The organism is Streptomyces incarnatus (assembly GCF_001027185.1).
In the GTDB taxonomy this organism is placed as follows: Bacteria; Actinomycetota; Actinomycetes; order Streptomycetales; family Streptomycetaceae; genus Streptomyces; species Streptomyces puniciscabiei.
The window spans coordinates 1,735,742-1,757,294 of sequence record NZ_CP011497.1 but is presented as its reverse complement, the minus strand read 5'-3'; the positions used below and the strand labels follow the sequence as shown (position 1 = coordinate 1,757,294).

18 protein-coding genes are annotated in these 21,553 nt (G+C 73.3%); 11 read left to right on the top strand and 7 right to left on the bottom strand.

All coding sequences use genetic code 11. The features are described 5' to 3' along the window. Positions 1 to 77 precede the first annotated feature (77 nt). The gene (locus ABB07_RS07785; RefSeq protein WP_244189260.1) at positions 78 to 563 is read left to right on the top strand and encodes an ATP-binding protein; all 486 of its coding nucleotides are present in this window, start codon (positions 78 to 80) and stop codon (positions 561 to 563) included. A 170-nt stretch (positions 564 to 733) separates the two neighbouring features. Here ABB07_RS07785 and ABB07_RS07780 read toward each other — a convergent pair whose 3' ends face one another. After that, on the bottom strand, positions 734 to 1,783 hold the full coding sequence (locus ABB07_RS07780; protein WP_208898026.1) for a DUF2637 domain-containing protein: 1,050 nt from the start codon (positions 1,781 to 1,783) through the stop codon (positions 734 to 736). Between the two features lie 403 nt (positions 1,784 to 2,186). On the opposite strand from ABB07_RS07780, the gene ABB07_RS07775 reads away from it, so the two are divergent. After that, positions 2,187 to 2,954: a GntR family transcriptional regulator gene (locus ABB07_RS07775; RefSeq protein ID WP_244189259.1), complete on the top strand. Its 768-nt coding sequence runs from the start codon at positions 2,187 to 2,189 to the stop codon at positions 2,952 to 2,954. A 241-nt stretch (positions 2,955 to 3,195) separates the two neighbouring features. Here the strand turns inward: ABB07_RS07775 and ABB07_RS07770 are convergent, their stop codons facing one another. Beyond that, positions 3,196 to 3,963: a hypothetical protein gene (locus ABB07_RS07770; protein WP_208898024.1), complete on the bottom strand. Its 768-nt coding sequence runs from the start codon at positions 3,961 to 3,963 to the stop codon at positions 3,196 to 3,198. A gap of 166 nt (positions 3,964 to 4,129) precedes the next feature. Then, positions 4,130 to 5,803 (bottom strand): PucR family transcriptional regulator, encoded by a 1,674-nt coding sequence (locus ABB07_RS07765; protein ID WP_208898023.1) that lies wholly within the window; start codon positions 5,801 to 5,803, stop codon positions 4,130 to 4,132. A 343-nt stretch (positions 5,804 to 6,146) separates the two neighbouring features. Here ABB07_RS07765 and ABB07_RS07760 point away from each other — a divergent pair, with 343 nt between their 5' ends. From ABB07_RS07760 to ABB07_RS07740, 5 genes are all read left to right on the top strand, one after another. Next, on the top strand, positions 6,147 to 7,040 hold the full coding sequence (locus ABB07_RS07760) for an FAD binding domain-containing protein (RefSeq protein WP_208898022.1): 894 nt from the start codon (positions 6,147 to 6,149) through the stop codon (positions 7,038 to 7,040). Beyond that, positions 7,040 to 7,639 carry a (2Fe-2S)-binding protein gene (locus ABB07_RS07755; protein WP_208898021.1) on the top strand — a complete coding sequence of 200 codons (600 nt, stop codon included), beginning with the start codon at positions 7,040 to 7,042 and terminating at the stop codon, positions 7,637 to 7,639. Before ABB07_RS07760 ends, ABB07_RS07755 begins: the two co-directional genes overlap by 1 nt. A 1-nt stretch (position 7,640) precedes the next feature. Next, positions 7,641 to 10,025: a xanthine dehydrogenase family protein molybdopterin-binding subunit gene (locus ABB07_RS07750; RefSeq protein WP_208898020.1), complete on the top strand. Its 2,385-nt coding sequence runs from the start codon at positions 7,641 to 7,643 to the stop codon at positions 10,023 to 10,025. Positions 10,026 to 10,239: 214 nt separating this feature from the next. Then, positions 10,240 to 11,706 carry an NCS2 family permease gene (locus tag ABB07_RS07745; RefSeq protein WP_208898019.1) on the top strand — a complete coding sequence of 489 codons (1,467 nt, stop codon included), beginning with the start codon at positions 10,240 to 10,242 and terminating at the stop codon, positions 11,704 to 11,706. Positions 11,707 to 11,751: 45 nt separating this feature from the next. Then, on the top strand, positions 11,752 to 12,903 hold the full coding sequence (locus tag ABB07_RS07740) for an XdhC family protein (protein WP_208898018.1): 1,152 nt from the start codon (positions 11,752 to 11,754) through the stop codon (positions 12,901 to 12,903). Positions 12,904 to 13,010: 107 nt separating this feature from the next. Here ABB07_RS07740 and ABB07_RS07735 read toward each other — a convergent pair whose 3' ends face one another. Both ABB07_RS07735 and ABB07_RS07730 read right to left on the bottom strand, forming a co-directional pair. Beyond that, a complete protein-coding gene (locus tag ABB07_RS07735; RefSeq protein WP_208898017.1) occupies positions 13,011 to 13,451 on the bottom strand; it encodes an SRPBCC family protein in 441 nt (146 codons plus the stop codon). Positions 13,452 to 13,496: 45 nt separating this feature from the next. Then, positions 13,497 to 14,264, bottom strand: coding sequence for a polysaccharide deacetylase family protein (locus ABB07_RS07730; protein ID WP_244189741.1), 768 nt, complete (start codon positions 14,262 to 14,264; stop codon positions 13,497 to 13,499). Positions 14,265 to 14,429: 165 nt separating this feature from the next. Between ABB07_RS07730 and ABB07_RS07725 the strand changes: the two genes are divergently transcribed. The 4 genes from ABB07_RS07725 (at position 14,430) to dmpI (ending at position 17,577) form a co-directional block, all read left to right on the top strand. Next, positions 14,430 to 15,074: a phosphoribosyltransferase gene (locus ABB07_RS07725; protein WP_208898015.1), complete on the top strand. Its 645-nt coding sequence runs from the start codon at positions 14,430 to 14,432 to the stop codon at positions 15,072 to 15,074. Between the two features lie 213 nt (positions 15,075 to 15,287). Next, a complete protein-coding gene (locus ABB07_RS07720; protein WP_208898014.1) occupies positions 15,288 to 16,412 on the top strand; it encodes a winged helix DNA-binding domain-containing protein in 1,125 nt (374 codons plus the stop codon). Positions 16,413 to 16,435: 23 nt separating this feature from the next. Then, on the top strand, positions 16,436 to 17,302 hold the full coding sequence (locus ABB07_RS07715; protein ID WP_208898013.1) for a LysR family transcriptional regulator: 867 nt from the start codon (positions 16,436 to 16,438) through the stop codon (positions 17,300 to 17,302). Between the two features lie 92 nt (positions 17,303 to 17,394). After that, positions 17,395 to 17,577 carry a 4-oxalocrotonate tautomerase DmpI gene (gene dmpI / locus ABB07_RS07710; protein ID WP_076090755.1) on the top strand — a complete coding sequence of 61 codons (183 nt, stop codon included), beginning with the start codon at positions 17,395 to 17,397 and terminating at the stop codon, positions 17,575 to 17,577. Between the two features lie 142 nt (positions 17,578 to 17,719). Here dmpI and ABB07_RS07705 read toward each other — a convergent pair whose 3' ends face one another. Continuing rightward, positions 17,720 to 18,511 carry a S1 family peptidase gene (locus tag ABB07_RS07705; RefSeq protein ID WP_208898012.1) on the bottom strand — a complete coding sequence of 264 codons (792 nt, stop codon included), beginning with the start codon at positions 18,509 to 18,511 and terminating at the stop codon, positions 17,720 to 17,722. Between the two features lie 205 nt (positions 18,512 to 18,716). Further along, positions 18,717 to 21,536 carry a helix-turn-helix transcriptional regulator gene (locus ABB07_RS07700; protein WP_208898011.1) on the bottom strand — a complete coding sequence of 940 codons (2,820 nt, stop codon included), beginning with the start codon at positions 21,534 to 21,536 and terminating at the stop codon, positions 18,717 to 18,719. Positions 21,537 to 21,553: the final 17 nt, after the last annotated feature.

Here is a 21,553-nt window from a genome sequence, read left to right as displayed (position 1 = left end):
GTGCGTGCTGGGCAAGCATCCTCCGTGAACGTGTTCGACCAGGAGGGGCAGGGTCCGGCGGCGTGCGGGCGGGGGTCATGAAGAGTCAGGCACGAGGGGGCGGTCCCGCGGTCGTCGGGGGCTCCTCGGCGACGACGGGGGAGACGGCGGGGGAAGAGCCCGGCACCATCGCGGAACACGCGCACCGGCTCCGGCGCAGGCTGGGGCGGGCGGATCTCAAGGCGGTGCCCGAGGCCCGCCGGGAGCTGCGCGAACTGCTGCGGCACTGGGGGAAGCCGGGGCGCTCGGAGATCGCCGAGCTGCTCACCAGCGAACTGGTCACCAACGCGCTCGTCCACACCGACGACGACGCGGTCCTCACGGCGGTCGTGGAGCCGGGCGGACTGCGCGTGGAGGTACGGGACTTCCTGGCCCGCAGACCGGAACCGAGAGGCCCGGACTCGGACGACGACACCCATGGGCGGGGTCTGGTGCTGGTGCAGTCCCTCGCGGACGCCTGGGGCGTGCGGCCGCACGGGGTGGGCAAGTCGGTGTGGTTCGAACTGGGCGCCGAGGCGGCGTGACCGCTCCTCGGGGAGACCGGGTCGTCGGGTGCGGGCGCGTCGTCGCCGGTACAGCCGCGCACCCCCGGGGAGTTGCGGAGACGGGGACGGGCCGGGGGCGTGACCCGTGCGGTCACGCCCCCGGCCCGTCATCAGCGGTGGTCCCGGCCGGACCGCGCCGGGCGGCGGTCCTAGCCGAACTGCTGCTCCAGGTCCTTCAGCTTGCGCTCCAGGGAGTCCAGGCGCGGCAGGGCCATGGTGTCGTCCTCGGCGGTGAGGTCGACGGTCACCTGCTCAGCGGACCCGCTGCGGACGGGCTGCAGGGAGGGGCGGGCGCGTACGGGCAGCTGTTCCGGGGTCGATATGGCAGGCTCCGCGGTCGCCTGGGCGGGGCCGCGTTCCACGGCCTGCACCTCCACCTCGACCTGCCGTCCGCCCCGGCTGACGAAGCCGCGGTGGCCCCGGCTGATGGCCTTCAGCTGGGCGCGCTCGATGCGCTGCTGCTCGCGCCGGCGCTGCCGGGCCTGCTCCTTCTGCCGGTTGTCCTCGCGGACCTCCTCGACCGCCTCGTCCAGGCTGCGCACGCCTTCCAGGAGCATCAGCGACCAGGCCCGGTAGGTCTCGCGGGGGGCGCGCAGCCAGCGCACGATACGGATCTGCGGCAGCGGACGCGGCACGAGGCCCTGCTCGCGCAGCGCGGCCCGGCGGGTCTGCTTCAGCGCCCGGTCGAACAGGACGGCCGCCGACAGCGACATACCGGAGAAGAACTGCGGCGCGCCCGCGTGGCCGGCGCCCCGGGGCGCGTGCACCCAGTTGAACCAGGCCGCCGCCGCGGCGAACAGCCACACGAGGATCCGTGAGCCGAGGGCCGCGTCACCGTGGCTGGCCTCGCGCACCGCGAGGACGGAGCAGAACATCGCCGCGCCGTCCAGGCCGAACGGCACCAGGTACTGCCAGCCGTCGGTCAGCCCCAGGTTCTGTTCGCCGAAGCCGACGAGGCCGTGGAAGGACAGGGCGGCGGCGACCGCCGCACAGCAGAACAGGAGCACGTAGGAGGCGGTGCCGTAGATGGCCTCCTTGCGTCTGCGGCGCTCCTCGCTGCGCTCCCAGGAGTCGTCCGCGCTCGCGTTCTCCCCGGAGGAGCGCTTGCCGCGCGCGAGCACCGCCACCGCCGCCAGCATTCCCAGGAGCAGTACGGCGCCCGGAAGCAGCCAGTTCAGCGATATGTCGGTCAGTCTCATCAGGGGTCCCTTGCATTGGGATAGGGCGTAACGCCCGCCATAGTGGCCCACTCCCGAGGGCCCTCAGGGGGTTTCGGGGCAAGAGGCCGCCAAGGAAGTGCAAGGGGATGCCCAGGACGGCGTTCTGCTCGAACTGCCGCTTGAGGGGCGGGAGTTGAGTTCGAATAAGACTACCCGTACCGGTGGTTCCGCGGAAAGTTCCCGTGGCCCGTGAGAAAGCCGTGAACGCGGATGATCGTAGTGGACGCGAAGCCGTGCTCGGACATGGTCAAATGAGGTAAACCTACCCTTATATGATCTTCGGTGAATTTGCACGGCCCGCTCCGGCGCCTATGGTGCTTGACGGACCAGTGACAACCCACCGTTAATGACCCAAGTGCCGACAAGCCGCCAGGAGGGATCCGTGAAGCAGAGCACGCAGGGCTCCGTCGGCGCCCGGGTGCCCGCGCAGCCGCGCGCCGCGGACGCCCCCGACGGCTTCCGCGAGCGGGACACCGCGGTGCCCGCCGCGCGGGGCGAGCACACGCACAGTGAGCGGCCGATCCCCGGACCGCGGCCGGCCGTGCAGCGCTCCTCGGTGCGCGGGCAGATCCTGGACGCGCTGCGTACGGCGCTGGTGACCGGCGAGCTGAAGCCGGGCGAGGTCTACTCGGCGCCGGTGCTCGGTGAGCGGTTCGGGGTCTCCGCCACGCCCGTGCGGGAGGCCATGCAGCAGCTCGCCCTGGAGGGCGCCGTCGAGGTCGTGCCCAACCGCGGGTTCCGGGTGGTCGAGCGGGGGGCGCGGGAACTGGCCGAGCTGGCGGAGGTGCGGGCGCTCATCGAGGTGCCGGTGTTGCTGCGGCTCGCCGGGACCGTGCCGGGTGAGCGGTGGGCCGCTCTGCGTCCGCTCGCGGAGGCGACGGTGCGTGCGGCGGCGGCCGGGTGCCCGGCGGCGTACGCCGAGTCCGACCGCGCCTTCCACCGCGCCCTGCTCGCCCTGTCGGGCAACGAGCAGCTGGTCGCCGTCGCGGCCGATCTCCATCGCCGGTCCCAGTGGCCACCGGTCCGGCGGGGCCGGGCGTACCTGGTCGCGGACGCCGCCCAGCACGTGGCTCTGCTGGACGGGTTGATCGCGGGGGACGTGGATGCGGTGCGGGGGTTGGTGTCGGAACACTTCGGTGGGGTGGGCTGAGGAGTCGCCCGGTGCTGTAGCCGGGCCTGGTTCGGGGCGCTGCTCGCTGTGAGGTGCCGCCTGCGCCCACCCGTGCCGCCCCAGCGGCACGACTGCCCGCAGGCTGCGGCGGTGGGTAGCGTCCCGAAGGGGCGCTGGGCTGTATCGATATGCGGCTCCGCCGCGTGGGCGCGACCAGCCCACCACTCACCCGCACCCGGCAACGAGACCGCACCCACCCGCCCCTGCGCCGCACCCGCCGCTAAGCCGTGGCAACCCCCGGTGCCGGCGGGGACAACTGCCGTGCCAGCCACGTCGGTACACCCCCGAGCAGCCGGAACAGCCTGCGCGCCTCCTCCCGCAGCCGTGAGGCCTCCGGCTCGGACTCCGCGTCGGCCAGGGAGGCCAGCGCGGGCGCCGTACCCACCAGGTACCCCAACTCCTCCCGGATCCGCAGGGATTCCGCGAAGCCGTGCCGGGCCTCGGTCAACTCCCCGTCCCGCAGGGCGAGTCCGGCGAGATGCCGCCAGGTGAAGGACAGCAGCAGCGGGTCGGCGTGGGCCGCGGCACCCGCGTGGGCCCGGCGGTATGCCGCGCGCGCCGCCTGCGGGGCCCGGGTCAGGTTCTCCGCGATCAGGCCCCGGCGGAAGTCGAGCAGGGCCCGCCCCGGCGCCGCCGGCGGGATCAGCGCCGCCGCGCGCCCCAGCGCGGCCCGCGCCTCGTCCGCGCGGTCCCGGACCCCGTGCAGCGTCGCGGTGTAGGCGAGTTGGCCGCGCTCGCAGGCGGCCGCCCCCCGCTCCTCGTCGGTGTGCGCGAGCGCCTCCGCCGTCCGCAGGGCGTCCTCCGCCTCCGCCCAGCCCCGCTCGGTGTACAGACACCGTTCGACCAGCAGCGCGGCCCGCTGCAGCGTCGCGCCGGCGGTGTCCCGCGGCAGCAGGGCCGCCGCGTCCGCCCAGCAGGCCCGCGAGCGCAACCGCCATACCGCGGTCTGGAGCGGATCGTCACCGGCGGTCGTTCCGTCACCAGACATGGCGGGATGCGCCACGTTGCCCTCCCCGAGCACGCCATCGAGCTGTTGAGTGGTGGCGGCATTCCAGCACCAATCGGCGGGCCGGGCCAAGAGGGTGGGTGAAAAATTTCACAAAGTCGTGGGGCGTGGGCGTGACCGTATCCGGCCGCCGCGCGCCCCGCCCGCCTCAGCTCATCCGCAGGGCGAGGAAGAAGTCGAGCTTGTCCTCCAGGCGCGAGAGGTCCCGTCCCGTCAACTGCTCGATCCGGCCGACCCGGTAGCGCAGCGTGTTGACGTGCAGGTGGAGCCGGGTGGCGCAGCGGGTCCAGGAGCCGTCGCAGTCCAGGAACGCCTCCAGGGTCGGGATCAGCTCGGCCCGGTGGCGGCGGTCGTAGTCCGTCAGCGGGTCCAGCAGGCGTGCGGTGAAGGCGCGCCGCACGTCGTCCGGGACGAAGGGCAGGAGCAGCACGTGCGACGCCAGCTCCTGGTGTCCCGCCGCGCAGACCCGGCCCGGGCGGGCGGCCGCCACCCGGCGGGCGTGCCGGGCCTCCTCCAGGGCGCCGCGCAGCCCCTCCGCGGAGTGCACGGCCGCGCTGACGCCGAGGGTGAGGCGGCCGTCGTCGTTCAGGCCCGCCGACAGCGTCTCCCGCACCGACTGCAGCAGGGAGTCGGCCAGCAGCCCGGTCTCCGAGCCGTCGTGCTCGGCGGTGACCGCCGGGAGCGGCACCAGGGCGATCGCCTCGTCGCCGGTGTGCGCGACGGCGATCCGGTCGGACGGCTCGGGGCCGGTCGCCGCCGGGTCGACCAGCACCTCCTCCAGCAGCGACTGGGCGACCGGGCCGCCGTCGACCTCGCCGTCCTCCCACTCCACGCGGGCCACCACCACCTGCCAGTGCGGGGCCGCGCCCAGCCCGGGCAGCAGCACCGGCGCGGCCACCCTCAGGCGGGCCGCGATCTCGGCCGGCGCGGCGCCCGTCTGGACCAGCTCCAGCACCTCCTGGGCGAGCCGGCGCCGCACCGTGCGGGCCGCGTCCCGGCGGTCGCGCTCGACCGCGATCAGCTGGGTGACGCCCTGCAGCAGGTCCAGGCGCTCCTCCGCCCAGTCGCCCGCGTCCGCCTCGACGGCCAGCAGCCAGTCCGACAGCACCGTCTCGCGCACATCGCGGGCGGCCTGCGGGGAGCGGCCGGAGGAGCGGATCGGGAACAGCGAGTACGTCGTGCCGCCGAGCAGCACGCGGTGCGGGCCGCGGCGGCCGGTGCGGGTGGCGGCCAGGTGCTCGGCGGCGAGCCGCGCGCAGGTCTCGGCGGGCAGCGCCGGGCCCCCGACCTTGGAACCGGCGATCAGCCGGCCGGTCGGGGCCAGCACCCAGGCGCGCAGGTCCAGGTCGGTGCCGAGCAGGTCCAGGACCACGTCCGGGCCGCCGCCCGCCGGGCCGGAGGTCATCATCCGGCGGTGCCGGTCGACCACGGCCGCGAGGTCTCCGGCGCGCTCGCCGGAGACCTGCCGGACGACGTATTCGGTGATGGTCGCGAAGGCCACCGACTCGTGCACCGCGAACAGCGGCAGCCGGTGCCTGGCGCAGGCCAGGACCAGGTCGTCCGGGATGTCGCCCAGCTCCGCCTCACCGGCCGCGAGGGCCGCCACCCCGGCCTGCACCAGGATCCGTACGAACGGCTCGGAGTCGGCGGCGTCCCGGCGCCAGGCGAGGCCGGTCAGCACCAGTTCGCCCCCGGAGAGATAGCGGCTCGGGTCGCGCAGGTCGGTGGTCATCACCCCGCGCACCGAACGGTCCAGCTCGTCCTCGCCGCCGAGCAGCCGCAGGCCCAGCGCATCGGTGTCCAGAAGTGCGCGCAGCCGCATCTCGTCGCCGCCGTTCTTTGTCTCGAAACCTACGATGGATCTTGGAGGGTGACGGTCGAGTCACCCGGAACCGGCCGCACAGGGGCGCTCCAGGGCGTCTCTGTGCTGTTTCCTGCGTTTCTCCAGGAAATCGGAGAGGTTACCGATGACCTCCGTTCATACGAATCTACAAGATGCCCGGCGTGGCCAGCCAACTCCTTCATGGTTTCGGTGACTGACCGACCAGGGCTCGGGGCGGTGTACTGAGTCCACCGCGCGTTAACAGGACGTGAACGAGCCGCGCCCGCCGCATACGGATTGGCTCAATCTGTACGACCCATTGAGACGGAGAAGAGAGCCGGTCATGGACTTCCTTCGCCCCGCCAGCTGGGACGAGGCGCTCGCCGCCAAGGCCGAGCACCCCACCGCTGTGCCGATCGCGGGTGGCACCGATGTGATGGTCGAGATCAACTTCGACCACCGCCGGCCCGAGTACCTGCTCGACCTCAACCGCATCGGTGACCTCTACGAGTGGGAGGTCGGCGAGGAGACCGTACGGCTCGGTGCCTCCGTGCCGTACACCAGGATCATGGAGCACCTCCGTGCCGAGCTGCCGGGCCTCGCGCTCGCCTCGCACACGGTGGCCTCCCCGCAGATCCGCAACCGCGGCGGCGTCGGCGGCAACCTCGGCACGGCCTCGCCCGCCGGCGACGCCCACCCCGCGCTGCTCGCGGCGGGCGCCGAGGTCGAGGTGGAGTCCGCGGCCCGGGGCACCCGGCTCATCCCGGTCGACGCGTTCTACACCGGCGTCAAGCGCAACGCCCTGCAGCCCGACGAGCTGATCCGCGCCGTGCACATCAAGAAGGCGGACGGCCCGCAGCAGTACTCGAAGGTCGGCACCCGCAACGCCATGGTCATCGCCGTGTGCGCCTTCGGCCTCGCCCTGCACCCCGGGACCCGTACGGTCCGGACCGGCATCGGCTCCGCCGCGCCCACGCCCGTGCGGGCCGAGGCGGCCGAGGAGTTCCTGAACGCGGCGCTCGAAGAGGGCGGTTTCTGGGACAACGGAAAGATCATCCCCCCGTCGGTCGCCAAGCAGTTCGCGCAGCTGTGCTCCGGCGCCTGCAACCCGATCGACGACGTCCGGGGCACCGCGAGCTACCGCCGCCACGCGGTCGGCGTCATGGCCCGCCGGACGCTCACCTGGACCTGGGAGTCGTACCGCGGCAACCACCGCACCACCGAGGGAGCCGCGTGATGCGCGTCAACTTCACCGTCAACGGACGTCCGCAGGAGGCCGACGACGTCTGGGAGGGCGAGTCCCTCCTCTACGTCCTGCGCGAGCGCCTCGGCCTGCCGGGCTCCAAGAACGCCTGTGAGCAGGGCGAGTGCGGCTCCTGCACCGTGCGCCTGGACGGCGTGCCGGTCTGTTCCTGCCTGGTCGCGGCCGGTCAGGTCGAGGGCCGTGACGTGGTGACCGTCGAGGGCCTGGCGGACTACGCCAAGCAGCGCGCGGAGCACGGCGGCTGCGCCACCGGCGCCTGCGGCACCTCGCTCGACGAGGCCGAGGGACGGCAGGCGAAAGGCACCGACTCCCAGACCGGCGAGGGCGCTCTGTCCCCGGGCGCAGCCCTCTCGCCGATCCAGCAGGCGTTCATCGACGCCGGCGCCGTCCAGTGCGGCTTCTGCACCCCCGGTCTGCTCGTCGCCTCGGACGAACTCCTGGAGCGCAACCCGAACCCGACCGACGCGGACATCCGTGAGGCGCTGTCGGGCAACCTGTGCCGCTGCACGGGCTACGAGAAGATCATGGACGCGGTCCGCCTGGCGGCCGCCCGCCAGTCCGAGGGGGCCTGACATGACGGCCAACGGCGCTCCTACGAAGATCACGCAGGGTTCGCAGACCAAGGGCGGCATCGGCGAGTCCACGCTCCGCCCCGACGGCACCCTCAAGGTGACCGGCGAGTTCGCGTACTCGTCCGACATGTGGCACGAGGACATGCTCTGGGGCCAGATCCTGCGCTCCACCGTCGCGCACGCCGAGATCGTCTCGATCGACACCGCCGAGGCCCTCGCCACGCCGGGTGTGTACGCGGTCCTGACGTACGACGACCTGCCCACCGAGGTGAAGAACTACGGCCTGGAGATCCAGGACACCCCGGTCCTCGCGCACGGCAAGGTACGCCACCACGGCGAGCCGGTCGCGCTCGTCGCCGCCGACCACCCGGAGACGGCCCGCCGCGCCGCCGCGAAGATCAAGGTCGACTACCGCGAACTCCCGGTGATCACCGACGAGAAGTCGGCCCTCGCGCCGGACGCGATCCTCGTCCACGAGAACCGCGACGACCACCACATCGGGCACGTCCCGCACCCGAACATCGTCCACCGCCAGCCGATCATCCGCGGAAACGTGGCGGAGGCCCGCGAGCGGGCCGACGTGATCGTCGAGGGCGAGTACACCTTCGGCATGCAGGACCAGGCCTTCCTCGGCCCCGAGTCCGGCCTCGCCGTGCCCGAGGAGGACGGCGGCGTCCACCTCTACATCGCCACCCAGTGGCTCCACTCCGACCTGCGCCAGATCGCGCCCGTCCTCGGCCTGCCCGAGGAGAAGGTGCGGATGACGCTGGCCGGCGTCGGCGGCGCGTTCGGCGGCCGCGAGGACCTGTCGATGCAGATCCACGCCTGCCTGCTCGCCCTGCGCACCGGCAAGCCCGTCAAGATCGTCTACAACCGGTTCGAGTCCTTCTTCGGGCACGTCCACCGCCACCCGGCCAAGCTCCACTACGAGCACGGGGCCACGCGCGACGGCAAGTTGACCCACATGAAGTGCCGGATCGTCCTGGACGGCGGCGCCTACGCCTCCGCCTCCCCGGCGGTCGTGGGCAACGCCTCCTCCCTGTCGGTCGGCCCGTACGTGGTGGACGACGTCGACATCGAGGCCATCGCCCTCTACACCAACAACCCGCCCTGCGGCGCCATGCGCGGCTTCGGCGCGGTCCAGGCGTGCTTCGCCTACGAGGCGCAGATGGACAAGCTGGCGAAGGAGCTGGGCATGGACCCGGTGGAGTTCCGGCAGCTGAACGCCATGGAGCAGGGGACCATCATGCCGACCGGGCAGCCGGTCGACTCCCCGGCCCCGGTCGCCGAACTCCTGCGCCGGGTCAAGGCGATGCCGCTGCCGCCGGAGCGCCAGTGGGAGTCCAGCGAGGGCGCCGACGTACGGCAGCTGCCCGGCGGTCTGTCCAACACCACGCACGGTGAGGGCGTCGTACGCGGAATCGGTTACGCGGTCGGCATCAAGAACGTCGGCTTCTCCGAGGGCTTCGACGACTACTCCACCGCCAAGGTGCGCATGGAGGTCGTGGGCGGTGAGCCGGTCGCGACCGTGCACACCGCGATGGCGGAGGTCGGCCAGGGCGGGGTCACCGTCCACGCGCAGATCGCCCGCACCGAGCTCGGCGTCACCCAGGTGACCATCCACCCCGCCGACACCCAGGTCGGCTCCGCGGGCTCGACCTCGGCCTCCCGGCAGACGTACGTCACCGGCGGCGCCGTGAAGAACGCCTGCGAGATCGTCCGCGAGAAGGTCCTGGAGATCGGGCGCCGCAAGTTCGGCTCCTACCACCCGGCCTGGGCGACCGCCGAACTCCTGCTGGAGGGCGGCAAGGTCGTCACCGACGGCGGCGAGATCCTCGGCGACCTGGCCGACGTCCTCCAGGACGAGGTCGTGGAGGTCGAGGAGGAGTGGCGGCACCGGCCGACCGAGGCCTTCGACCTGCGCACCGGCCAGGGCAACGGACACGTCCAGTACTCCTTCGCCGCGCACCGCGCGGTGGTCGAGGTCGACACCGAGCTGGGCCTGGTCAAGGTCATCGAGCTGGCCTGCGCCCAGGACGTCGGCAAGGCGCTCAACCCGCTCTCCGTCATCGGCCAGATCCAGGGCGGTACGACCCAGGGCCTGGGCGTGGCGGTGATGGAGGAGATCATCGTCGACCCGAAGACCGCCAAGGTCAGGAACCCGTCCTTCACGGACTACCTGATCCCCACGATCCTCGACACGCCGACCATCCCGGTCGACGTGCTCGAACTCGCCGACGAGCACGCCCCCTACGGGCTGCGCGGCATCGGCGAGGCCCCGACCCTGTCGTCCACCCCGGCCGTCCTCGCGGCGATCCGGGACGCGACCGGGCTGGAGCTCAACCGCACTCCGGTGCGGCCCGAGCACCTCACGGGAACCGCGTAACACCGGCAACAAAGCTCTCCGGGCGGCGCAGGGAACGTCACACACTCCGCCGCGCCGCCCGGAGGAACCCCCTTTGAGTTCCGCACCGCTCGCGGTCCTTGAAGTACCAGGAAATTCGTTCGTCTCGGGCCGTCCCCCGGGTCGTCCATTCCCAAATCCCGTGACCGCCCAGGCGGTTGCACGGGTGCCCCTGTGAACCTTGGGAGATGGCACCATGACCCAGCAGTCAGTGGAGCCCACGACCACCGCCGAAGAAGCGGGCGCGGGTTCGCGTCCGCCGGCCGGCAGGTCGTGGCTCGACCGGTACTTCCACATATCCGAAAGAGGATCCACCGTCGCGACCGAGGTCCGCGGTGGCGTCACCACCTTCATGGCGATGGCGTACATCCTCCTGCTCAACCCGGTGATCCTCAGCGGCGCGGACAAGTCCGGCGACTCCCTGAGCCAGAAGGCCCTCATCACGGCCACCGCGCTCGGCGCGGCGTTCACCACCCTCCTCATGGGCTGGGTCGGCAAGGTGCCGCTCGCCATGGCCGCCGGACTGTCCGTCTCCGGTGTGCTGGCCGGTCTGGTCATGGGCACCAAGGACCTGACGTGGGCCCAGGGCCTGGCGATGTGCGTCGCCTACGGCGTCGTGATCATGCTGTTGGTGGTCACCGGCCTCCGCGAGATGATCATGAACGCGATCCCGCTGCCGCTCAAGCACGGCATCACGATCGGCATCGGTCTGTTCATCGCCTTCATCGGCCTGGTCAAGGCCGGGTTCGTGCACGCCGGTACGGCGACCCCGGTCACCCTGGGCAACGGGGGCGAGCTCGTCGGCTGGCCCGTCCTGCTCTTCGCGGTCACGCTCCTGCTGATCTTCGCCCTCCAGTCCCGGAACGTCCCCGGCGCCATCCTCATCGGCATCGTCACCGGCACCGTTCTCGCGATGGTCGTCAACGCGGCCGGCCTGGTGGACGACAAGTCCTGGGCCAACGGTGAGGGCCCCGCGCTGCACGGCGGTGCCGTGTCGATGCCGGACTTCTCGCTCATCGGCAAGGTGTCCTTCGGCGGCCTCGGCGACGTCGGCTACATGACGGTCACCTTCATCGTCTTCACCCTGGTCCTCGCCGGCTTCTTCGACGCGATGGCCACCATCATCGGCATCGGCACCGAGGCCAAGCTCGCCGACCACCAGGGGCGGATGCCGGGCCTGTCCAAGGCGCTGTTCATCGACGGTGCCGGCGGCGCCATCGGCGGCGTGGTGGGCGGCTCCGGGCAGACCGTGTTCGTGGAGTCCGCGACCGGCGTCGGCGAGGGCGCCCGCACCGGCCTGGCCTCGGTGGTCACCGGTGGCTTCTTCGCCCTGTGCCTGTTCTTCACGCCGATCACCGCGATCGTGCCGCGCGAGGTGGCCTCGGCCGCCCTCGTCACCATCGGCGCGATGATGATGATGAACGCCCGTCACGTGGACTGGGGGGACCGCTCCGTGGCGATCCCGGTCTTCCTGACCGTCGTGATCATGCCGTTCACGTACTCGATCACTCCCGGTGTCGCCGCCGGTGTGATCTCCTACGTCGTCATCAAGCTCGCCCAGGGCAAGTGGCGGGAGATCGGTCCCTTCATGTGGGGTCTGACGGTGCTCTTCCTCGTCTACTTCTCCCTGCATCCCGTCCGGGCCCTGCTGGGCGTGCACTAGCCGGTTCAACTCCCCTCCCGCGCAACCCCGTCAGGAGACCGACAGATGCTGGACATCGCCGAAGAGCTGTACCGGTGGGTCGAGCAGGGCCGGGACTTCGCCGTCGCCACCGTGGTGGCCGTCGGCGGCAGCGCCCCGCGCCAGCCCGGCGCCGCCCTCGCGGTGGACGCCGAGGGCACGGCCGTCGGCTCGGTCTCCGGCGGGTGCGTGGAGGGCGCCGTGTACGAGCTGTGCCGTCAGGCGCTTCAGGACGGGGAGACCGTGCTCGAACGCTTCGGCTACAGCGACGAGGATGCCTTCGCCGTCGGCCTGACCTGTGGCGGCGTCATCGACATCCTCGTCACACCGGTGTGGGCGGACGGTCCCGCCCGGCCGGTGTTCGCGGCCGCGCTGGCCGCCGCCGCCCGTGGGGAGGCGGCGGCGGTCGCGCGGATCGTGGCGGGGCCGGCCGAGCTGCGGGGCCGGGCCCTCCTCGTCCGCCCCGACGGCTCCTGTGACGGCGGCTTCGGCGGCCACCCCGAGCTGGACCGCACGGTCGCCGCCGAGGCCGGCGCCTTCCTGGACGCGGGCCGCACCGGCACCCTGGAGATCGGCGAACGGGGCTCGCGCTGCGGCGCCCCGCTCACCGTCCTGGTGGAGTCCTCGGTCCCCGCACCCCGGATGATCGTCTTCGGCGCGATCGACTTCGCCGCCGCGCTGGTCCGCGTCGGCAAGTTCCTCGGCTACCACGTCACCGTGTGCGACGCCCGCCCGGTGTTCGCCACGAGGGCCCGCTTCCCGGAGGCGGACGAGATCGTGGTCGAGTGGCCCCACACGTACCTGGAGCGCACGGAGACCGACGGCCGTACGGTCCTGTGCGTGCTCACCCACGACGTCAAGTTCGACGTTCCCCTGCTCCAGCTGGCCCTGCGCCTGCCGGTCGCCTACGTCGGCGCGATGGGCTCCCGCCGCACCCACCTCGACCGCAACGAGCGCCTGCGCGCGGTCGGCGTCACCGACCTGGAACTGGCCCGCCTGCGCTCCCCGATCGGCCTCGACCTCGGCGCCCGCACGCCGGAGGAGACGGCGCTGTCCATCGGCGCGGAGATCGTCGCCAACCGGCGCGGTGGGAGCGGGGTTTCCCTCACCGGTGCGCATACTCCCATCCACCGTGAGCTGTCCTCGGCGCCCACCGGGAGGATCGGGTCGGTGGCCTGAGCGCAGCACGGGGTGCCGCGGGGGACCGGCCGGCGGCCGCGGGTCCGTGTCCCGCGCCCACGCGGCGGAGCCGCACATCGACACAGCCTCGCGCCCCTTCGGGGCACCTACGGCTGCCGGAGCAGGCGGTTCACCGCTCTTCCGAACATCGCCCGCCCCGTGCTCTCCAGTACGCCGTCGAAGGCATGCGGCAGGAAGCGCACCCGGAGTTCCTCCCGCCACAGCACCCGGCTGCGGCCCCCGGGGCCCGGCAGGACCTCGATCTCCGCCCAGCCCAGCACCGTACGGCCGCGCTTCTCCAGGCGGCACCGTCCGCCCTCGCCGTCGGCGGGCGGGTGCCAGACGGTGACCTCCATGACGTCGTCGAAGGCCAGCGGGCCGATGCCCGAGCGGGCCACGAAGCGCGTCCCCACGCCCGTGGGCCCGGCCGTGAGCACCCTGATCCGGGTGAGCGGGACCGCGTCGGCGTGGCGGGGCCACTCGGTGAGCCGGCGCCACGCCTCGTCGAGGGGGAGCGGGGCCGTACGGGCGAAGGAGAAGATCGGCACGGCACGATCGTAGGCAATGCGCGCCGGTCAGCGGGACGTTCGCGGTCAGGGACGGTAGACCTTGCCCGGTTCCGCCCTGCCGGGCGCCAGCAGCTGAGGCACCGTCACGAAGACGTACCCGCGCGCCTTCAGTGCGTCGATGATGCCCGGTACGGCGGGCACGGTGCCCGGGTAGATGTCGTGCAGCAGGATGATCCCGTCCCGGGACGCCTGGTCGAGGACCCGCTTGGTGATGAGCCCGGAGTCGTTGGTCGTGTAGTCCTTGGCGGTCACGCTCCACAGCACCTCCGCCAGCCCCATCTCCTTGGCGATCCTGTGCACGTTGCTGTCCGTACGGCCCTGCGGCGGGCGCATCAGCGTGGGCCTGCGCCCGGTGAGCCGCTGGATCGCGTCGTCCGGCCGCTGCAGCTCCTCGCGGATCTGCGCGTCCGGGATCCGGGTGAGGATCTTGTGGTCCCAGGTGTGGCTCGCGACCTCGTGCCCCTCGGCCGCCATCCGCCTGACCAGCTGCGGGTACTTCTCGATGTGGTTCTTGCCCAGGAGGAAGAAGGTCGCCGGGACCTTCTTCTGCTTGAGGATGTCGAGCAGCCGCGCCGAGTTCTCGCTGGGCCCCGCGTCGAAGGTGAGCGCGATGCACTTGGCCTCGCGGCAGTCGACGGTCCCGAACGCCGCCGGTGCGCCGTGCGCCGCCGCGGCCCGCGCGGTGCTCGGTGCGGTCGTGTCGACCTGGGCGCAGCCGGACAGGGTGAGCGCCAGGCCTGCCGCGGCCGAGGCGAGCGCGGCCGGGCGCAACCTCCGGGCGGCTGCGCGCATCTTCCTGGCCGCGTGCCGCGGTCTGTGTCCCGGGCTCGGGATCTTGTGGGTCGAAAGAGGCATGCGGAGACTATACACTCAAGGTATAGAACGCTTGTTTGAATATCGCGCGACGGTCCGGCCGGTAGCACCATGGAAGGGGAGGCACCGCGGAGGAGGACGGCCATGCGCTTCCGGGACCGTGCCGAAGCCGGACGGGAACTCGCCGGACTGCTGAGCGACCTGCGCGCACAGGGCGCCCTCGTCGATCCGCTCGTCCTCGCCCTGCCCCGCGGCGGAATCGCCGTCGCCGAGCCCGTCGCCCGCGCCCTCGGCGCCCAGCTCGACGTGCTCATCGTCCGCAAGATCGGCGCCCCGCACCACCAGGAGTTCGCCGTCGGCGCGCTGGTCGGCGACGACCCGCCGCTCTTCAACACCGGATCCCTGGACCGGCTCGGCCTGACCGAGGAGTCCATGGCCCCGGTCGTGGAACGCGAGCGGCGCGAACTGCGGCGCCGCGAGGAGCGGTACCGCGGCGGCCGGCCGGCGCCGGACCCCGCGGGCCGTACGGTGATCGTCGTCGACGACGGGCTGGCCACCGGGGCGACCGCCCGGGCGGCCCTGCGGCACGTGCGGCGGCGCGGGCCCGCGCGGCTCGTCCTGGCCGTTCCCGTCGGCGCGCCGGACTCCGTCGAGCAGCTCTCCGGCGAGGCCGACCTGGTCGTGTGCCCGCACCGGCCGGCCGGGTTCACGGCGGTGGGGCAGTGGTACGAGGACTTCGGGCAGCTGACCGATGCGGAGGTGCTGGCGGCGCTCGGCAGTTTCGGGTGAGCGCCGTGGGGGTGTCCCGCCGTTGCCGGGTGCGGCGCCGTCGTGGCTTCTCGCGCCCACGCGGCGGAGCCGCACATCGATGGAGCCCCGCGCCCCTGGGCTGGCTGCGCCGACGCAACCTGGACAGCAGCCGTATCTCCCGCGCGCCGTGAGCGGTTCACAGGATCGCCGCCGCGGACAGCGGCTGTCCGCGATCCCGGTTAGCGTGCGGCCATGACGAAGAGCAGTGCCTCGAAGAGCTCGGTGTCGAAGGCTCCCCTCCTGGGCCTCCGTGCCCTCAACCGTGCCACGCTGGAACGCCAGTTGCTGCTGCGCCGCTCGGCGCTGTCCGCGTCGGCCGCCGTGCGGCATCTGCTCGGGCTGCAGGCGCAGAACGTGAAACCGCCGTACCACGCCCTCGCCGCCCGCCTCGACGGCTTCGCACCGCAGGAGCTGTCCGCGCTCATGGCCGACCGCGAGGTCGCCCGGATCGTCACCCTGCGCTCCACCCTGCACACCCACACCGCCGACGACTGCCTGACCCTGCGGCCGCTCGTCCAGCCGGCCCGCGACCGCGAGCTGAGCGGTTTCCGCGCCGGCCTGGCCGGCGTCGACCTGGACCTGCTGGCCCGTCACGCCCGTGAGCTGGTCGAGGCCGAGCCGCGGACCATGGCCCAGCTGCGGCAGGCACTGGGCGCCCGGTGGCCGGACGCCGACCCGCGCGCGCTCGCCGTCGCCGCCCGCTGCACCCTCCCGCTGGTCCAGGTCACCCCGCGCGGACTGTGGGGCAGGAGCGGCCAGGTCGCCCTCACCACCGCCGAACACTGGCTCGGCCGCCCGGCCGGACCGGCCCCCGAACCGGACGCCGTGGTCCTGCGCTATCTCGCCGCCTTCGGCCCGGCGTCGGTGAGGGACATGCAGACGTGGGCCGGGCTCACCCGGCTGAGGGAGGTCTTCGAACGGCTCCGCCCCCGGCTGCTGACCTTCCGCGACCCGAACGGCACCGAGCTCTTCGACCTCCCCGACGCCCCCCGCCCCGACCCGGACACCCCGGCCCCGCCCCGCTTCCTGCCCGAGTTCGACAACCTCCTGCTCTCCCACGCCGACCGCGGCCGCGTCGTACCCGCCGAGCACCGGGGCCGGCACTGGCGGGGCAACCAGGCCCACTGCACCCTCCTGGTCGACGGTTTCCTGGCGGGCCTGTGGAGACTGGACCCCGGCGCCCTGGTCATCGAGCCCTTCACCGGGCTCACCGCGGCCCAGCGGGAGGAGGTGACCGCGGAGGGCGAGCGGATGCTGCGCGTGCTGTACCCCGAGGCGTCGTACGACATCCGGTTCGGGACGGTCGTACGGCCCTGAACGCCACCCTCTACAGTCGGCCCATGGAACTCCGCCAGCTCAGCTATTTCGTCGCCGTCGCCGAGGAGTTGCACTTCGGACGGGCCGCAGAAAGGCTGCACATCGTGCAGTCGGCGGTCAGTCAGCAGATACAGCGGCTGGAGCGGGAGCTGGGCGCGGAGCTGTTCGACCGGTCGCCGCGCCGGGTGCGGCTGACCGGGGCGGGGGAGCGGCTGCTGCCCGAGGCGCGCGCGGTGCTCGCGGCGGCGGAGAAGGCGCGGGCCTCGGTGGCGGCGCCCGCCGGGCTGCGGCTCGGCACCAGCACCGGGCTCGGCGCGCATCTGGACCGGGTGCTGGCCGCGTTCGCGGAGCGGGCGCCGGAGGTGCCGGTGGAGCTGGTCTCCCTGCCGGCAGAAGAGCGGCTGGACCGGGTCGCGGCGGGCCGGCTGGACGCGGCGTTCGTGCGGTCGGCCGAACCCCCGGCCGGTGTGCGGGTGGTTCCGCTGTGGCCGGATCCGCTGGTCGCCGCCCTGCCGGCCACGCATCCGCTCGCGCGGCGGGACGAGATCGACCTCGCCGACCTCGCCGGACTGCCCCTCGCCCTCACCCCGCGCCGCACCAACCCCGCCCTCGTGGACCTGGTCCTCGGCGCCTGCCATGCCGCCGGGTTCGAGCCGGTGCCCGGACCGGCCGGCGGCACCCTGCAGGACACCCTCGCCACCATCGGCGTGCGGCCGCTGTGGACGGTCGTGTACGCCTCCCACGCGCGCGTGCTGGCCACGCCCCGGGTGGCGTACGTGCCGTTCCGCGCACCCGGGCTGGCCCTCGCCACCGGTCTCGCGGTGCCCGCCGCGGACCCCTCCCCGCACCTGGAGGAACTGCTCCTGGCCTGCGGTGATCACGACAGCTGATCGCTGCGGTCGCGGACTGCTCCTTGGTCCGGGGCGCGCGCCGCGATGGACTGGACCCACCGAACAGGAACACCGATCGAGGGAGTTCAGCCATGCCGATCGTCACCATCCAGCAGGGCCCGCGCGACGTCGAGCTCAAGCGGGAGCTGGTCAAGCGGGTCACCGACGCGTTCGTCGACGCCTACCGGATCCCGGCGGAGACCGTGCAGGTGTGGATCCACGAGGTCCCGGCGGACAGCTGGGGTGCGGCCGGGAAGCTCACGGCCGACAAGTAGCCCCCACGCCCCAGGCCCCACACCCCACGGCTCCGCGTTTCGCGGGGGTGAACGTGGAGAGGGGGGCGCTGCGGGCCGCTCGTGGTGGCTCGCAGCGCCCCCCTGGCATCTACCCGAGGGGTGCCCGGGTGGTCTTCACTGGCTACGAGTTGACCTGCGCGGTCACGAGGGCCGAGAAGGTGGTCAGCCGGGTGTACACACCCGGGTAACCGGCCTCCGCGCACCCCTCGCCCCAGGAAGTGATCCCTGCCAGGACGCCCCCGATGAGCAGGGGACCGCCGCTGTCGCCCTGGCAGGTGTCTACGCCGCCGGAGGAGTATCCGGCGCACACCATGTCGGACTGGACGAAGTCCGAACCGTAGGAGCTCTTGCAGCTGGAGTCGGACACGAGCGGGACGGTCGCGGTCCGCAGCTGATTGGAGGAGCTGCCGTTCTCCGAGGTGGTCCCCCAGCCGAGGATGCGGGCCGTGGCGCCGGCCGCGTACACGTCCGTCTGGGAGGAGGAGACGTACGACACCGGCTTGTACGGCATCGACGTCGCGAGGGTCAGCACGGCCACGTCATGGCCGTTGGTGGCATCCGTGTAGTCCGGGTTGACCCAGATCCTGCTGACCTTGGCGACCGTGCCGTCGGTGCCGTTGAGATCGGTCCGGCCGCCGACCACACGGACGTTGCCCGCGGACTCGCCCGCCATGCAGTGCGCGGCCGTCACGACCTTGTTGGCGGCCACCAGGGTGCCACCGCAGAACTGGCTGCCGGACGCGTCGGTGATCTGCATGACGAACGGGTAGGCCGCCGTCGTGGTGGTCGTACCGCCGACGATGGGCTGCGGGGCGGCGCTCGCCGTGGGGGAGGCGAGCAGCGCGGTCGCCGCGGCGGCGGCACCGGCCACCAGGGTCGCGGCGGTCTGTCTTGCACGTCTGGACCCGAACATGAAGCTCCTCAGTGGGTTGCACCGGTGGGGGATCGCACGGGCGTGGGGGTTGTGCACGGGGGTCGCGGGACCGACCCCCGTATGCCCGGGCGAGCGGCACGCCCATTACGCTAGGACCCGGAACCCTCGGCTCCCAATGAGGGAACCCCCTAGGGGGTTGGGTGAGGGAAAACCCTCGGTCCGGTTCAGTTAACAAGAGCGGTGCTCAGCGCGCCCGTCGAGCCGCCGCCAATCGGACGATGTCCACCCGCGAGCGGATCCCCAGCTTGCGGTAGACCCGGGTCAGGGTCGCCTCCACCGTCTTGACGCTGATGAACAGCCGGGCGGCGATCTCCCGGTTGGTGGCACCCTCCATGACCAGCGCGGCGACCTGACGCTCCATCGCGGCCAGCACCTCCAGCGCGTCCAGCGCCTCCGGCACGGCGAGCGCGGGCTCGGGCTCGGGGGCGGCGAGGGATTCGTCCACCTGGCGCAGCCAGGGCAGCGCCCGGCAGCGGCGGAACATCCGGGTCGCCTCGTCGTACGCCGCTGAACCGGGCCCCCGGCCGCGCAGCCGGGCGAGCGCGAACGCGGCCCGGGCCTCCTCCAGCCCGTAGCCGAGCTTGCCGAGCCGGTCCTGAGCGGACGTCAGCTGGGCGACCGCGGCGTCCAGCTCGCCCCGCGCGGCCCGGACCAGGGCCTCGGAGCGGTCGAGGACGGCGAGGACGCTCTCCCGGCCGAGCCTGAGGGCGTGCTCGCGGCTCGCGTCGATGACGTCCTGCGCCTCGGCCGGTTCACCGATCCGGACCAGCGCCTCGGCGAGATCCCCCTGCCAGCGGCCGCGCGCGGGGTCGGTGATCCCGAGCCCGAGCTCCAGCGTCCGCACCCGGCGCAGCGAGCGCACGGTGCCCGCCGGGTCCCCGGCCACCAGCTGGGCGTACCCGAGCGCGCCCAGGGCCCGGGAGAGGTACATCTGGTCGCCGTCCTCCTCGGCGTGCTCCACCGCCTCCCGGGCGAGCGCGAGGGCCCGGTCCACGTCCCCGCCGGAGGCCTCGGCGAGCGAGGTGAGCATCGCCGAGGCGGTCTCGCCGATCCCGGAGTCCCGGGCCAGGCGCAGGCTCTCCCGGGCCAGTTCCAGGGCGCGCCCGCAGTGCCCGGCGCGCAGCTCGGTCTCGGCGAGGCCGCGCAGGAAGTGCACCTCGCTCTCCACCGAGCCGCGCCGGCGCACCTCGCGCAGCAGCGCGGTGACCGTCGCCCGGGCCTCGGCCAGCTGGTCGCCCATGACCAGCCAGCGGAACCGGGCGCTGCTCGCCCCGTTGTGGTGACAGGCCACCCGGGGGTCCTGAGGCTCCTTCAGGGCGCGCTGGATGGTCCGGGGCGCCTCCGGGTGGCCCATCAGGGTCTCGGTCTGGGCCTGGAAGGCGAGGGAGAGCAGCTCGGTGCGCCGGTCCTTGCCCCGGGCGGCCAGCTCGGCGGCGTGCGCGGCGGCCTCGCGGGCCTCGGTGAAGTCGCCCTCGACGATCAGCGCCCGCCAGGCCAGCTGGTAGTGCACCAGGCCCAGCAGCCGGGGGTCGTCGCCGGCGTCGGCGAGGGCCTGCGGGAAGACGGCGTCGACCTCGGCCATGGTGTGGCCGGCGCTGTCGATGACGATGATCCAGGCCCGCACCCGGTCGGCGGGCACGGTCGCCCGGGACAGCACCTCACGGGCGATGTCCCGGGCCAGGTCGATCTCGCCCGCGGTGATCGCGTCCTCGGCGGCCTGCAGCCGGCGCTCCTCCTGGCTCGGCACCCCGTCGGCGGGGGTGTGCCGGGCGGCGAGCAGCCCCAGGTGGGCGGCGACCGAGGGGGCGCCGCGGTCCCGGGCGAGGGCGGCGGCCTCGGCGAGCCGGGCGGCGACCTCCGGGTCGGTGCCGGTGGTGGCCAGGGCCAGGTGCCGGGCCCGCTCGATCGGGTCGGAGGCGGCCGTGGACAGGGCCGCGTGCGCGGCGCGCCGTTCGTGCGCGGGCGCCTCCGCGTACAGCGCGGCGGATATCAGCGGGTGCGCGAACCGCACGGCGGGGGCGTCGGGCCCGGTGGCCAGCAGCCCGAGTTCGGCGGCCTGGGCGCACTCGGCCTCGGCGTTGGTCCGGCCGGCCGCGTGCAGCAGCGCCGGGGTGGGGCGGGCGCCGGCGCTGGCCACCAGCAGGGTGCGGCGGGCCTCGACCGACAGCATGTCCAGGCGGCTGAGCACCAGGGCGCGCAGGCTGGTCGGCACCGGCAGCGGCTCGCCCGGCCGGGGCGGGGTGGGGCTGTCGGCGAGGGCGCGGCCGAGTTCCAGGGCGAACAGCGGATTGCCGCCGGACGTGCGGTGGATCTCGCGGACGGTGGAGCGGGGCAGGCCGGCGTGGCCGCGGTGGTCGAGCAGCTGGGCGACCTGGGCGCGGGAGAGCGGGCCCAGCCGGACCGCGAGGGTGCCCGGCGGGCAGGAGCGCAGGTGCCGGTCGTACTCCTGGCTCTCCTGGCCCTCGGTGCGTACCGCGCACAGCAGTTGCACCGGGGTGCCCTCCAGGCGGCGGGCGGCGAAGCCGAGCAGTTCGGCGCTGGCCGGGTCCAGCCACTGCAGGTCGTCGGCGACGACGAGGACACCGCCGTGCGCGGCCAGGGCGCGCAGCGCGGAGAGCACCGCGAGGCGCAGCGCGAGTCCGTCGCGCTGCAGGCTGGACTCGCCGCGGCCGGTGAGCGCCGACTCCAGGGCGGTGCGCTGGGCGAGGGGCAGCCGGGGGGCGATGTCGTCGAGGACCAGGCCGAGGAGGTCGGCGAGGGCCAGGAAGGGCAGGTGGGATTCGGACTCGGTGGCGGAGCAGCGCAGGACGGTGCGGGCGGTGGCGCCGTATTCCTCGGCCAATGCCCGCAGGACGGTGGATTTCCCTATTCCGGCGGGACCGTGGAGCAGCACACTGCCGCCCGAGGCGAGTTGGTCACGGGCGCCGGCGAGCAGGTCTGCGCGGCCGATGACCAGGTCGGGGCGGCACCTGGCAGGCTCCTGGAAGTCCCGTCGCACGGTCACCGCTCCCCTCGTGTCGT